The following is a 13643-nucleotide window of genomic DNA, read 5'->3' as shown; positions in this document are numbered from 1 at the left end:
CTTCAGAAGGTCTTGTCGTTGATGATGTCGAGGGTGAAATCGAACAGCGCTTCGGCGAGCGTGCCGAAGCCGGCATAGCGCGGGTCCGCCGTCTCGCCGGCGAGGTGCCGCGCGTGGAGCTGGTGGAACACCACGCCGAGCTTCAGCATGGTGAGCACGCGGTAGACCTTCAGCTGGGACAGGTCCCGGCCGGTGGCGCGGGCATAGGCATCCGCCGCTTCGGCCCGCGTCAGGAAGCCGGGGCGGGCCGTGGGCATCTGCGCCAGCTCGTGCATGCACGGCGGGTCGCCGGCCTCGGTCCAGTAGCTGAGCAGCGTCGCGAGGTCGAACAGTGGGTCGCCACGGGTGCCCATGTCCCAGTCCACCACGGCGACGGGGGCGCGGGTGGCGGGATCCAGCAGCACGTTGTCGAGCTTGAAATCGTTATGGAGAAGGGTCGGCGCCGTCGCGTCCCGCACCTCTGCTGCGGCGAGCCAGCCGGCGACGGCGCGGGCGGCCGGGGAGAGCGCGCCCTGCGCCACCCGCTCGGCGCGGCCGATCCAGCCTGCGGCTGTGCGGGCGAAGAAGCCAGCGGGGCGGCCGAGATCGGACAGGTCGATCCGCGCCGGGTCCACCGCGTGGATGGCAGCCAATGTCTCGACCAGCTTGTGCGAGAGGTCCGCGCCGGTGGCGGCGGTTGCCGGGAAGGGCGCCAGGCTGTCGCCGCGCAGGGCGATGCCGGGGCGAAACTCCATCACCTGGAACGGCGCGCCGGCGACGCTGGCGTCGGCGCACAGGTGCAGGCTGCGCGGGGCGAGGGGCAGCTCCCGCCAGAGATTCGAAAGGATGCGGTGCTCGCGCGCCATGTCGTGCGCGCCCGGGGGCAGGGGGCCGTCGGGCGGCCGCCGCAGCACCGCCCAGCCGTCCGACACGCGCACGAGAAAGTTCAGGTTGGCGAGGCCGCCCGTGAATTGACGGGGCACGAAGGCGGGATCGAAGCCGATGCCGTGGGCAGCCAGATGACGACCGATCGCCGGCCAATCGAGCGCCCGGCTCTCGGCCACGCTGCGCAGGGCGACACCGGCCGGCGGCGCCGGGTCCAGCATGGACGCGCCGACTTGCCCCTTTGCGGTGCCCTCGCCTTCCAGCACGTGAACAGCCTCGACCATGGACGCGTCGCCTCGTTTTTGTCGGACTAAATTGTCCGACTGAAATCATGGGGTCAAGCGGAAATTTTCCGTCAGGCACCCATTGTGAGCGGCGGATGTGGCGGAATTTTGTATGATAATCAATGAATTGACTGGAAAATTCGCCGCCTCCATCCGGAGATTGACGGCGCGGCGATTTTGGATTTATGGTCCGATCATCAGATAAAGATGCCGGACCAGAATTCCGGCCTGGAGGATGACGCCATGCCTCAATGCTTCAGCTCGCGGCGCCGGAAATCCGTCGCGCCGGCCTGTCTCCTTGCCTTCGTCGCGACGCTCGGTTTCGCCGTGCCGGCCGCCGCCCAGACGGCGGCACCCGCCGCTACGGGCGGTGCCGCGATGGAGCAGTTCGTGCCCATCGCCATCTACCGCACCGGTCCCTACGCGCCGGGCGGCTCGGGCATCTACGGTGCCTATGCGGACTATCTCGCGCTGGTGAACGCCCGCGATGGTGGCGTGAACGGCGTGAAGCTCGTCTATGAGGAGTGCGAGACCGGCTACCAGCCCGACCGCATGATCGAATGCTACGAGCGCCAGAAGGCGAAGGGGCCGACCGGCGCCGCGGCCTTCACGCCCTCCGGCACGGGCGGCGTCTATGCCCTCATCGACCGCATGACGGCGGACAAGATCCCCTCCGTCACCATCGGCTACGGGCGGACCGATTCCTCCGATGGCCGGGTCTTCCCCTATTTCTTCCCGCTCATCTCCAATTACTGGAGCGAGAACACCGCAACCATCCGCTACATCGCCGAGCGCGAAGGCGGGTTGGAGAAGCTGAAGGGCAAGAAGATCGCCAATGTGGTAATGGACTTCGCCGCCGGCCGCGAGACCCAGGCCATTCTCGACGCCCAGGCCAAGCGCTATGGCTTCGAGGTGACGACCTTCCCCATCACGCCGCCCGGCCTCGACCAGCGCGCCGTGTGGCTTCAGGTGCGCCAGTATCGGCCGGACTGGGTGCTGTTCCGCGGCTGGGGCGCCGCCACCCCCACCGGCATCAAGGAAGCCGCCCGCGCCGGCATCGCCCGCGACCGCATCATCGGCTGGTGGTGGTCTGGCTCGGAAGAGGACGTAACGCCGGCGGGCGATGCGGCCAAGGGCTTCATCACCGCTCAGTTCCACGCCACCGGGCCGAACTATCCGGTGTTCGAGGACATCAAGAAGTACGTCTACGCCAAGGGGCAGGGCAATGTGGAGGAGAACCGCATCGGCTCCGTCTATTATGTCCGTGGCGTGCTCCACGGCGTGGCGGTGACGGAAGCCATGCGCACCGCCATGAAGAAGTTCGGCAATCGTCCCCTCACCGGTGACGAGGTGCGCTGGGGGCTCGAGCATCTGGTGATGACCAGCGAGCGCATCAAGCAGCTCGGCCTCGAGGGCCTGATGCCGGAGATCAAGGTCACCTGCGCCGACCACGAGGGCGATGGTGCCATCCGCTTCCAGCAATGGGACGGCGCCAAGTGGGTGATGATCTCCGACTGGATCAAGTCCGACCAGTCCATGGTCCGGCCGCTCATCGAGGCGTCCGCCGCCCAGTTCGCCAAGGAAAAGGGCATCACGCCCCGCGACTGCGCCGGCGAGACGAACTGACCTCGCAGGCCCCGTTCTGCCCTGATCCGTGACCTGCCGCGCGCCGGGGCGTTCTGCCCCCGGCGCCGGAGCCACCCCTTGGGAGAGGCACGCCATGAGCGCGCAAGGCCCCTTGCTGTCCGTCGCCGGCATCGAGGTGATGTATTCCCGTCTGGCCCTCGTGCTGCGCGGGCTCACGCTCAGCGTTCCCCGGGGCGGCATCGTCGCCCTGCTGGGCGCCAACGGGGCGGGCAAGACCACCACCATGAAGGCCATCGCCAACCTGCTGCGATCCGAGCGCGGCGAGGTGACGAAGGGCGCCATCCACTATGACGGCGCGCGCATCGACGGGCTCGACCCGTCCGACCTCGCCCGCCGTGGCCTCTCTCTGGTGATGGAGGGCCGCCATGCCTTCCCCACCCTGTCGGTCGAGGACAATCTGAAGGTCGGCGCCTATTCCCGCCGCGACGGCGCGGTCGCCGAGAGTCTCGAACGCGTCTACAGCACCTTTCCCCGCCTGAAGGAGCGGCGGCATCAGCCGGCCGGCCTCCTCTCCGGCGGCGAGCAGCAGATGTGCGTCATCGGCCGCGCCCTCATGGCCCGGCCGCACATGATCCTGCTCGACGAGCCCTCCATGGGCCTCGCACCGCTTCTGGTGGAGGAGATCTTCTCCATCATGCAGCAGCTGAATGCCGAAGCCGGGGTGACCTTCCTCCTCGCGGAGCAGAACGCCGCCGTAGCGCTGCGCTACGCCACCTACGGCTATCTCGTGGAGGGCGGAAGAGTGGTGCGCGAGGGGCCGGCGCGCGCGCTCGCTGCCGATCCCGAGATCCGCGCCTCCTATCTCGGGCTCGATGCCTCCGCCGAAGCGGACGGGGCGAGCCTCGCCGCCCGCCGTCGCCCGCGCTGGCTCTCCTGATCCTCCATGGACGAAGGGATTCCTCCTGCCATGAACCGCGCCTTCGACCATGCCTCCGGCGCCGCGGAACGGGCCGATCCTTGCCCCGCAAACACGCTGCCCGGTGCCCTGATCGCCGCCGCCCGGCGCCATGCCGCGCACCCGGCCCTGCGCCACAAGGTGGGCGGCATCTGGCGCACCTGGACGTTCGCCGAGTATCTCGCCCGTACCGCCGCCATGGCCCGGCTTCTCGATGGTGCAGGCTTCACCGGCGAAGGCCTGCTCATGACTGTCGGCGAGAACCGGCCGGAGCTCTACGCCGCAGCCCTTGCCGCGCAGGGCCTCGGCGCCGCGGTGATGCCGGTGGGCCCGGAATTCCTGCGCCGCTTCGGTTCGCCTGCGGCCGATCCCGCCCTCGTCCTCTGCGAGAATGAGGAGGCCGCCCGCGCGTGGCGCACTGCCAGCCGCTCGCCCGCCATCGCGCTGCGTCTCGACGAATGTGCGCCATCGCCGGAGGCCGCCCAGGACGAGGCCGTGGCCTGGTACGCCTGGCGGACCGCCACGGTTGAGGGAAGCCGAACCGCCCTCATTCTCCACACTGCCGGCGTGGACGGGCCGCCCCGCCCGCTGGCGCTTACCCACCGGCGTCTCCTCGACGCCGGCGCGGCGGCCATGTCCCGCCTGCAGCTTTCTCCCTCCGACCGGCTCATGGCGTTTCTGCCCGCCTCGGGCATAGCCGACGCCGCCGGCAGCCTGGTGCAACCGCTTCTCTCGGGCTGCTCCCTCCATTGCGTGGAGGGGCCGGCGAGTTTCCCCAACGATCTGAAGGAGGTGGCGCCCACCGTGCTGGCCGCGCCGGCGCGCGTGTTCGAGCTTCTGGTGAGGGACGCTGGCGTTCGCCTGTCCGCGGGCGGGCCGCTGGTGCGCGCCCTCGCGCGGGCGAATGAGAAGAGGCTGCCGGGCACGGGTCTCGCCTTCGGGGCGCCGCTGCGCAACACCCTTGGCCTCGGCGCCTGCCGCCTGGCCTTTGTCACCTCCGGCATTCTGGACCCCACAACCGTCGGCCGCCTCGCGTCCTACGGGGTGCCGCTCGACGCGGATCTTGCCCTCGCCGATGACGGCAGCCTCCGTTCCCACGCCGTCGCCGCGGCCGACGACCCCCATCTGCTCCGGTCCGTCGAAGCCGCGCTCCGGAGCGAGGCCGTCATTGATCGCGCCCGCGTCACGCGCGTCCCCGGCGGCCTCAGTGCCCGGATCGCGCTCGCGCCGTCCGCCGCGGACGCGGAGGACACCGCGACGGCCCAGAGCCATGCATCGGCGGCGGTGGAGCGGGTGAATGCACGGCTGGCCGGGGAATTCCCCGGAACGTCTCTAGCCATTCGGACCTTCGACCTCGCCGCCGACGGCTTCGGTCCGCAGGAGCTGACGCTGGAGGGCGAGGTGCGTGACGCTCCGTTCGCCCCGGCCGGCCGCGAGACGCAGGCACGGCCGACCGAGCGCTCAGCCCGCTCGCGCGGATCCGTGCTCATGCAGGTCAGCGGCGTCGCCGTCGCCTTCGGCGGGGTGAAGGCGCTCACCGACGTGTCCCTCGCCATCCATGAAGGGGAGATCCTCTCCATCATCGGGCCGAACGGGGCGGGGAAGACCTCGCTGCTGAACGTCATCAACGGCGTCTACCACCCGCGCTCGGGAACCATCACCTTCGCCGGCAAGGAACGCGCCCGCATGCGCCCGGCCTTTGCCGCACGCTCGGGCATCGGCCGCACGTTCCAGCACGTCTCCCTGTTCAAGGGCATGAACGTGATCGACAACGTTCTGGTGGGCCGCGCCGCGCGCTTCGAGGGCTCGCTGCTTGGCAAGCTGCTGCGCCTGCCTTCCACGTCTGCGGAAGAGCGGCGCGAGCGGGAGGCTGCGGAGCGCATCCTCGCCTTCCTGGAGCTGGAGCATCTGCGCCAGGCGCCGGTCGCCAGCCTGCCCTACGGCATCCAGAAGCGGGTGGAGCTGGCCCGCGCGCTCGCCACCGAGCCGCGCCTGCTGCTGCTCGACGAGCCCATGGCCGGCATGACCCACGAGGAGAAGCGCGACATGTGCGGCTTCATCCGCCGGGTCAATGAGAGCTTCGGCACCACCATCCTCATCATCGAGCATGACATCGGCGTGGTGATGGGCCTCTCCGATCGCGTCGCGGTCCTCAATTACGGCCGCAAGATCGCCGATGGCACGCCCGATGTGGTTCGTGCCGATCCCCAAGTCATCGCCGCCTATCTCGGCTCCGCCGCCCTCGGCGAAGCCGCCTGAGGGAGAATACCATGGGCGACTTTTCCTTCTTTATCGAAGTGGTGGTGGGCGGCCTCCTGTCCGGCGTGATGTACACGCTGGTGGCCTTGGGCTTCGTGCTCATCTTCAAGGCCTCGGGCGTGTTCAACTTCGCTCAGGGCGCCATGGTGCTGTTCGCCGCGCTCACCTTCGTCGGCTTCCTGGAATTCGGCCTGCCCATGTGGGCCGCCTTCCTGCTCGCGCTCGCCGCCATGCTGGCGCTGGCGGTGGCCATCGAGCGCACGGTGCTGCGCCCCCTCGTCGGGCAGGACCACATGATCCTGTTCATGGCCACCATTGGCCTCTCCATCTTCCTGGAGGGCTTCGCCCAATTGATCTGGGGCACCAAGGTGCGCGGGCTCGACCTCGGCATCTCCGACGAGCCGATCGAGATCGGCGGCATCCTCATCTCGCAGTTCGACCTCTCCGCTGCGGCCATGGCCGCGGTGCTGGTGGCGGTGCTGTCAGCCTTCTTCTCCTACACCAAGGTCGGGCGCGCGCTGCGGGCGGTGGCCGACGACACCCAGGCGGCGCAGGTGGCGGGCGTGCCGCTCGGCTTCATCTGGGCCGTGGTGTGGGGCGCCGCGGGCTTCATTGCGCTTGTCGCGGGTCTGGTCTGGGGCGCGCGGCTCGGCGTGCAGTTCGCGCTGACGCTGGTGGCGCTCAAGGCGCTGCCGGTGATGATCCTCGGTGGGTTCAACTCCATCGCTGGCGCCATCGTGGCGGGGCTGGTGATCGGGGTCAGCGAGAAGCTCGCCGAGATCTATCTCGGGCCCTTCGTCGGCGGCGGCATCGAGAACTGGTTCCCGTACGCACTCGCCATCGCCGTCCTGCTCATCCGCCCCGCCGGCCTGTTCGGCGCGGCGCGCATCGCGAGGGTCTGACCCATGTTCCACCGTGACGCCGGCGCGCTGAAGACGTCCTATGGCGAGGAGCAGGCCATCTTCCCCGTGGCCCTCGACCGCTGGGCGGTGGTGGCCCTCATGGCCGTGGGCGCGCTCGTGGTGCCGTTCGTGGCCGGGCCCTACTGGCTCGGCTCCATCCTCCTGCCATGCCTCATCCTGTCGCTCGCGGCGATCGGGCTCAACATCCTCACCGGCTATGCCGGCCAGCTCTCGCTGGGCTCGGGCGCCTTCATGGCGGTGGGGGCCTATGCGGCGGTGAACCTCGTCATCCGCTTGCCGTGGCTGCCGTTCCCGGTCTCCTTCGTGCTGGCGGGGATGGTGGCGGGCGCCGTGGGGCTCGCCTTCGGCCTCCTGAGCCTGCGCATCCGCGGCTTCTACGTGGCGGTGGCGACGCTCGCCGCCCAGTTCTTCATCGAATGGATCTGCACCCACATTCCGTGGCTGGTGCTGAACACCCCCTCCGGCGTCGTCTCCACCCCGACGCTCTTTTTATTCGGCTTCGGCTTCTCGTCCGTGCCGTCCCGCTACCTCGTCGCCTTTGTGACGGTCGTCGCCCTGGCTTTCGTGGCGAAGAACCTCATCCGCTCCTCCGCCGGCCGCGCCCTGATGGCGGTGCGCGACCACGAGACGGCTGCGGAACTGACCGGGGTCGACACCACCCGCGCCAAGCTCACCGCCTTCGCAGTCTCCGGCTTCTATTGCGGGGTGGCCGGCGCGCTCTGGGCGTTCCTCTATCTCGGCAATGTGGAGATCGAGGCCTTCTCGCTGCATCGCTCGTTCCAGATCCTGTTCATGGTCATCATCGGCGGCCTCGGCTCCATCCTCGGCTCCTTCCTCGGGGCGGCCTTCATCGTGCTCCTGCCGGTGGCCATCGCCAACGCCGCGACCCTGTTCGGCGAGGCCCTGAAGCCCGACGTCCTGGCCAATCTGGAGCTGATGATCTTCGGCGCGCTCATCGTCGCCTTCCTCATCATCGAGCCGAGCGGCCTCGCCCGTCTCGCCGTGAAGGCGAAGGATCGCCTGCGCCGCTGGCCGCTGCCCTATTGAAATCCGCCCAGCGGATGAACGACGCGCCCCAACGCGCGCAACACCGGAGGAACACGCCCATGACCAAGACTGTCGGCCGCCTTCTCGGGGCGGCGATGATGACGCTCGCCCCCCTCGCCGCGCTTCCGTCCGTCGCCACGGCGGACGAGCTGAGGCTCGTGTTCGACATCCCGGCCAATCATCCGCGCGTGCCCTACTTCACGGCCATGGCGGAGGATGTGGCCAAGACAACCTCGGGCCGGCTGACGATCGCCGCCAATCCGGGCGGCACCATCTACCCAGGGTTCGCCTCCATCGAGGCGTTGAAGGCCGGGAAGGCGGAACTCACCTTCGTCAATGCGGCCAATCTGGAGCGCCTCGATCCGCGCTTCGGCTTCATCAATCTGCCCTTCGCGCTCGACGACACCGCCATGGCCCAGCCAGCCGCGCGCCGTGGCGTGGTGGACCTCCTCGACACGCTCGCCCAGAAGCAGGACCTGCGGGTGATCGGCCTGATGCGGGGCGCGGACCAGCTCTTCGTCTTCCGCGACAAGCGCGTCGCGACCCCGGCGGACCTCAAGGGGCTGAAGATCCGCGTGGCCGGGTCCGGCACCTACGAGGACATCATGCGCCGCCTCTCGGCGGACCCGGTGGTGCTGCCCATTCCCGAGATGAAGCCCGCCTTCGAGCGCGGCGCCCTCGACGGGGTCTTCACCTCTCCCGGCGCCTGGACCTCTCAGCTCGGCATGGCCGCCCCCAAGGCCACCCACGCGCCGGGGCTGATGATGATCACCTACGTGCTGGTGGCGCGGAAGGACGCGATCGATCGCCTCTCCACCGCCGATCGCGATGCGCTGCTCGCGGCCGCCCGCACCAACATCACCGAAGGCTGGGGGCGCATGGAGGCGGACGACGCGGCGATCCTCAAGGACATGGCCGCCAAAGGCGCGGCCATCGTCACCGTGACCGATCTCAAGCCCTGGCGCGAGGCCGTCTCGCCGGTGGCCGCCAGCTTCTCCGAGCGCTTCCCCGACACCTGGCGGGACTTCCGCGCGCAGATCGGGGCGGACCGCAAGTGATGGGAAAGCCGATGGCATACGACTTCATTCAGACCCGCGTCGCCGGCCGGGTGGGCTGGATCACGCTGGATCGGCCGGAGGCGCTCAATGCCCTGAACGCGGCGATGGTGGGCGAAATTGTGCGCGCCCTCGCCGGGTTCGGCGCCGATCCCGACATCGGCTGCGTGGTTCTCACCGGCTCGGAACGCGCCTTCGCCGCCGGAGCGGATATCAAGGAGGCGGCGGGCCGCAGCTATCCTGAGACGTTCCTTGAGGACTTCCTCGCCTCCTGGGATGCCATCGCGCACCTGCGCAAGCCTCTCGTCGCCGCGGTGGCGGGCTATGCCCTCGGCGGTGGCTGCGAGATCATGATGATGTGCGATGTCATCATCGCGGCCGAAACGGCGCGGTTCGCCCTGCCGGAGGTGAAGATCGGCGTGATGCCCGGCGCGGGCGGCACACAGCGCCTCGCGCGCGCCATCGGCAAGGCCAAGACCATGGATCTCTGCCTGACCGGCCGGATGATGGATGCCGCGGAGGCGGAACGTCTGGGCCTTGTTTCACGGGTCGTCCCGGCATCGGAACTGCTCGCCGAAGCACAGGCCGTGGCGGAGGGGATCGCCACTAAGTCCCGCATCAGCACGATGGCGATCAAGGAGGCCGTCAACCGTGCCTTCGAGACCTCGCTGTCCGAGGGGCTCCTGTTCGAGCGTCGGACCTTCCACGCCCTGTTCGCGACACAGGACCAGAAGGAGGGCATGGCCGCCTTCGTGGAGAAGCGCGCGCCGCAGTTTCGCGACATGTGACCCGGCGGGACCGGCTTGAGAATGGACGTCGGGTGATGATCCTCCCGCCCCGATCCTGCGGGGCGGGAGGAGATGATGGTGCCCCGCCCCGACCCCGCGTCTCCCTCACATGCGAGGCGTGGGTAAATCGAGTTCCTGCGTGATCCAGGTGGCGAACATGCGCACCGCCCGCCGCGCCTTTGCAGCACGGGGGAAGACGAGGTAGTGCCCTACATAGGTCACGTCGTTGGCCTTGTCGGCCAGCGGCGCCACCAATTGGCCGCGGGCGATCTCGCGTTCGGCGAGGCGGGTGGATTCCAGCGCGATCCCGAGCCCGTCCACCGCCGCGGCGATGGCCATGAAGGAGCGGTCGAAGCGCGAGCCGCGCGGGCCGGGCGGGGCGACGCCGTTGGATTCGAACCAGTGGTTCCAGCGCACGCGTTTGTTGTCGCTCTCGATCAGATCGTGGTCCAGCAGGTCGAGGGGGCCTGAGATACGCGCGGCCATCTCCGGCGCGCACAGGGGCGTCACCGTCTCCTCGCCGAGGGGCACGACGATCAGCCCCTCCTGCCGCGGCGGGCCGTAGCAGATGTCGGCGTCGAACTCGTCATGCTCGAAGCGCGGGTAGTCGACGCCGGCCGCGAGCCGCACCTCCAGCCCCGGCTGCTTGGCGAGCAGCGTGCGCAGCCGCGGCAGCAGCCATTGGGCGGCCAGTGACGGCGCGCAGTGGAGCCGCAGCAGGTTCACCGAGCGGGCGCCGACCATCTCGATGCCCTGCCGCATCTCGTCGAACCCCGCCGCCACATGGCGCATCAGCGCCTCGCCCGCCGGGTTGAGCCGCACCGCGCGGCCCTCCCGCTCGAACAGCGCCGCGCCCATCAGGTCCTCCAGCTTGCGCACGGCGTGGCTGATGGCGCTCGGCGAGATGCCCAGCTCCTCGCCGGCGACGCGGAAGGAGCCACGGCGCGCGGCGGACTCGAAAGCCTGGAGGGCGGAGAGGGGAAGGCGCTTCATGTGAGCTCTCATGAAGGGGGCCGTAAGGGAACGGCGGGCAATCCAGGGCTTTAGATGAACATGATTCATCCATTGGCGCAATTTTTGCGTTTTTCAGCCGGGAAAAGGGGAGCCAGTATCACCCTTACAAAAAGAGGCCCCTCGTGGAGGAAACCATGTTGCTTCAGAACAAGACCGCCGCCATCTCGGGGGCGGCCAGCGCCCGCGGCATTGGTCTTGCCACGGCGAAGCTGTTCGCCGCCCATGGCGCGCGCATCGCCATTCTCGACATTGACGAGGCCGCCGCCAAGGCCGCTGCCGCCGAGCTCGGCCCGGAGCACATCGGCGTCGGCTGCGACGTCGCCAACAAGGCCTCGTGCCAGGCTGCCGCGGATGAAGTGATCAAGGCGTTCGGACACGTCGACATCCTCGTCAACAATGCCGGCGTGACCCAGCCGGTGAAGACCCTCGACATCGACGAGGCGAGCTGGGACCGCATCCAGGACATCAACTGCAAGGGCGTCCTGTTCCTCAGCCAAGTGTTCATCCCGCACATGCGCGAGCGCAAGTCCGGTTCCATCGCCTGCATGTCGTCGGTGTCCGCGCAGCGCGGCGGCGGCATCTTCGGCGGCCCGCACTATTCCTCCGCGAAGGCGGGCGTGCTCGGCCTCGCCAAGGCGATGGCCCGCGAGTTCGGCGTGGACGGCATCCGCGTGAACTGCGTCACCCCCGGCCTGATCCAGACCGACATCACCGGCGGCAAGCTGACGGACGAGATGCGCAAGGACATCCTGAAGGGCATCCCGCTCAACCGCCTCGGCGATGCGAGCGACGTGGCCGGAATCTATCTGTTCCTCGCCAGCGACCTGTCTGCCTACGTCACCGGCGCCGTCATCGACGTCAATGGCGGCATGCTGATCCACTAATCCCGGTCCGCCACGGCGCGCGCGGGATGGCTGGTCGCATGGCGGCCGGACCCGTCCCGGCGCGGGCGCTCCTCGACAGGAACAGGGACATGACCATTTCACCTTCCAACGTCTCGCTGGAGCGGCGCGCCTGGAACATTCGTCGGCATGCGATCCGCATGGGCGAGGTTCAGGGGCAGGGGTACATCGCCCAGGCGCTCGACATCGCCGATGTGCTGGCCACCGCCTATTTCCATGCCATGCGCTACGAGCCCCAGAACCCCGAATGGGAGGGGCGCGACCGCTTCCTGCTTTCCAACGGCCATTATGCGATCGCGCTCTATGCGGCGCTGATCGAGGCCGGCATCGTCCCCGAGGACGAGCTGGAGACCTACGGGTTCGACGACAGCCGCCTGCCCATGTCGGGCATGGCGAGCTACACCCCGGGCATGGAGATGTCCGGCGGCTCGCTCGGCCTCGGCCTGTCCATCGCGGTGGGCAAGTGCCTCGGCCTCAAGCGCAAGGGCTCTGACAGCCGCGTCTACACCCTGTTCTCCGACGGCGAGCTGGACGAGGGCTCGGTGTGGGAGGCCATCATGTCGGCCGCCCATTACAAGCTCGACAACCTCATCGCCATCGTCGACGTGAACAACCAGCAGGCGGACGGCCCCTCCACCTCCATGCTCGGCTTCGAGCCGCTGGCGGAGAAGCTCGCGGCGTTCAACTGGTTCGTGCAGCGGGTGGACGGCAACGACCTCGGCGCCGTGCGCGCCGCCTTCGATGCGGCCAAGGACGCCAATGGCGGCCGGCCCAGCATGATCATCGCCGACACGCTCATGGGCAAGGGCATCCCCTTCCTCGAGGCGCGCGACAAGAACCATTTCATCCGTGTGGATGCCCATGAGTGGCAGCTGGCCCTGGCCGCCCTCGACGAGAGGAAGCCCGCATGAAACCCGCCACGGCTCATCCCGCTCCCGCCGCCAAGGGCGCCGACGCCCCCGCCAAACCGCGCCTGACCACCTCCGCCATGATCGCGTCCATCGCGGGCGAGGGGCAGCGCACCAAGCCAGCCCCCTTCGGCCACGCGCTGGTGGAATGCGCGAAGACCGATCCCTCCATCGTCGGCATGACGGCGGACCTCGGCAAGTACACCGACCTGCACATCTTCCAGCAGGCGTTCCCGGATCGCTACTACCAGATGGGCATGGCCGAGCAGCTGCTGTTCGGCGCGGCCTCGGGCCTCGCGGCCGAGGGCTTCACGCCCTTCGCCACCACCTATGCGGTGTTCGCCTCGCGCCGGGCCTATGACTTCATCCACCAGACGATCGCGGAAGAAGACCGCAACGTGAAGATCGTCTGCGCGCTGCCGGGCCTCACCTCCGGCTACGGCCCCTCGCACCAGGCGGCCGAGGATTTGGCGCTCATGCGCGCCATCCCGAACATGACGGTGATCGACCCGTGCGACGCGCACGAGATCGAGCAGGCGGTGCCGGCCATCGTCGCCCACAAGGGCCCGGTCTATATGCGCCTGCTGCGCGGCCAGGTGCCGCTCGTGCTCGACGAGTACGGCTACACCTTCGAGCTGGGCAAGGCGAAGATGCTGCGCGACGGCTACGAGGTGCTGCTCATCTCGTCCGGCATCATGACCATGCGCGCGCTGGAGGCCGCCAAGGCCCTCGAGGCGGACCGCGTGGACGTGGGCGTGCTGCATGTGCCCACCATCAAGCCGCTCGACACCGCGACCCTTCTGGAGGCCTGCGCCAAGCCCGGCCGCCTTGTGGTGGTGGTGGAGAATCACACCGTCATCGGCGGCCTCGGCGAGGCGGTGGCGGGGCTGCTGATGCGCGAGGGCGTCCACCCCGCCTTCCGCATGATCGGCCTGCCCGACGAATTCCTTGCGGCCGGCGCGCTGCCGACCTTGCACGATCGCTACGGCATCTCCACCGACGCGCTCTGCGCGCAGGTGAAGGGCTGGCTGAAATAGATCCATACGGCCCCAGCCTC

At 68.9% G+C, this 13643-nt stretch carries 12 protein-coding genes; 10 read left to right on the top strand and 2 right to left on the bottom strand.

The features are described 5' to 3' along the window. Window positions 1-2: 2 nt before the first annotated feature. On the bottom strand, window positions 3-1148 hold the full coding sequence (locus tag D7006_RS17065) for a phosphotransferase family protein (protein WP_237353873.1): 1146 nt from the start codon (window positions 1146-1148) through the stop codon (window positions 3-5). Between the two features lie 207 nt (window positions 1149-1355). Between D7006_RS17065 and D7006_RS17060 the strand changes: the two genes are divergently transcribed. The 7 genes from D7006_RS17060 (at window position 1356) to D7006_RS17025 (ending at window position 9762) form a co-directional block, all read left to right on the top strand. Next, the gene (locus D7006_RS17060; RefSeq protein ID WP_237353872.1) at window positions 1356-2774 is read left to right on the top strand and encodes an ABC transporter substrate-binding protein; all 1419 of its coding nucleotides are present in this window, start codon (window positions 1356-1358) and stop codon (window positions 2772-2774) included. 94 nt (window positions 2775-2868) lie between these two features. Beyond that, window positions 2869-3672 carry an ABC transporter ATP-binding protein gene (locus D7006_RS17055; protein ID WP_237353871.1) on the top strand — a complete coding sequence of 268 codons (804 nt, stop codon included), beginning with the start codon at window positions 2869-2871 and terminating at the stop codon, window positions 3670-3672. A 30-nt stretch (window positions 3673-3702) separates the two neighbouring features. Further along, on the top strand, window positions 3703-5949 hold the full coding sequence (locus D7006_RS25430) for an ATP-binding cassette domain-containing protein (protein ID WP_371744957.1): 2247 nt from the start codon (window positions 3703-3705) through the stop codon (window positions 5947-5949). A gap of 11 nt (window positions 5950-5960) precedes the next feature. After that, window positions 5961-6851 carry a branched-chain amino acid ABC transporter permease gene (locus tag D7006_RS17040; protein WP_237353870.1) on the top strand — a complete coding sequence of 297 codons (891 nt, stop codon included), beginning with the start codon at window positions 5961-5963 and terminating at the stop codon, window positions 6849-6851. Between the two features lie 3 nt (window positions 6852-6854). After that, complete coding sequence (locus D7006_RS17035) at window positions 6855-7919, top strand: branched-chain amino acid ABC transporter permease (protein ID WP_237353869.1); 1065 nt, start codon at window positions 6855-6857, stop codon at window positions 7917-7919. 59 nt (window positions 7920-7978) lie between these two features. Further along, window positions 7979-8977 (top strand): TRAP transporter substrate-binding protein, encoded by a 999-nt coding sequence (locus D7006_RS17030; RefSeq protein ID WP_237353868.1) that lies wholly within the window; start codon window positions 7979-7981, stop codon window positions 8975-8977. Between the two features lie 11 nt (window positions 8978-8988). Next, window positions 8989-9762: an enoyl-CoA hydratase gene (locus D7006_RS17025; RefSeq protein ID WP_237353867.1), complete on the top strand. Its 774-nt coding sequence runs from the start codon at window positions 8989-8991 to the stop codon at window positions 9760-9762. 105 nt (window positions 9763-9867) lie between these two features. On the opposite strand, the gene D7006_RS17020 is transcribed toward D7006_RS17025, so the two are convergent. Continuing rightward, window positions 9868-10755, bottom strand: a complete 888-nt coding sequence (locus D7006_RS17020; RefSeq protein WP_237353866.1) for a LysR substrate-binding domain-containing protein — start codon at window positions 10753-10755, stop codon at window positions 9868-9870. Between the two features lie 155 nt (window positions 10756-10910). On the opposite strand from D7006_RS17020, the gene D7006_RS17015 reads away from it, so the two are divergent. From D7006_RS17015 to D7006_RS17005, 3 genes are all read left to right on the top strand, one after another. Continuing rightward, complete coding sequence (locus tag D7006_RS17015) at window positions 10911-11660, top strand: SDR family NAD(P)-dependent oxidoreductase (protein WP_237353865.1); 750 nt, start codon at window positions 10911-10913, stop codon at window positions 11658-11660. An 89-nt stretch (window positions 11661-11749) separates the two neighbouring features. Further along, the gene (locus tag D7006_RS17010) at window positions 11750-12589 is read left to right on the top strand and encodes a transketolase (protein WP_229643717.1); all 840 of its coding nucleotides are present in this window, start codon (window positions 11750-11752) and stop codon (window positions 12587-12589) included. Beyond that, entirely contained in the window at window positions 12586-13623 is a 1038-nt protein-coding gene (locus D7006_RS17005; RefSeq protein ID WP_169123048.1) for a transketolase family protein, read from the top strand. Before D7006_RS17010 ends, D7006_RS17005 begins: the two co-directional genes overlap by 4 nt. The last annotated feature ends 20 nt before the right edge of the window (window positions 13624-13643 follow it).

This window comes from Xanthobacter sp. YC-JY1 (assembly GCF_021730305.1).
GTDB lineage: Bacteria > Pseudomonadota > Alphaproteobacteria > Rhizobiales > Xanthobacteraceae > Xanthobacter > Xanthobacter flavus.
Note: the sequence above shows the minus strand (reverse complement) of the source record. Positions and strands in the feature narration are given on the sequence as shown.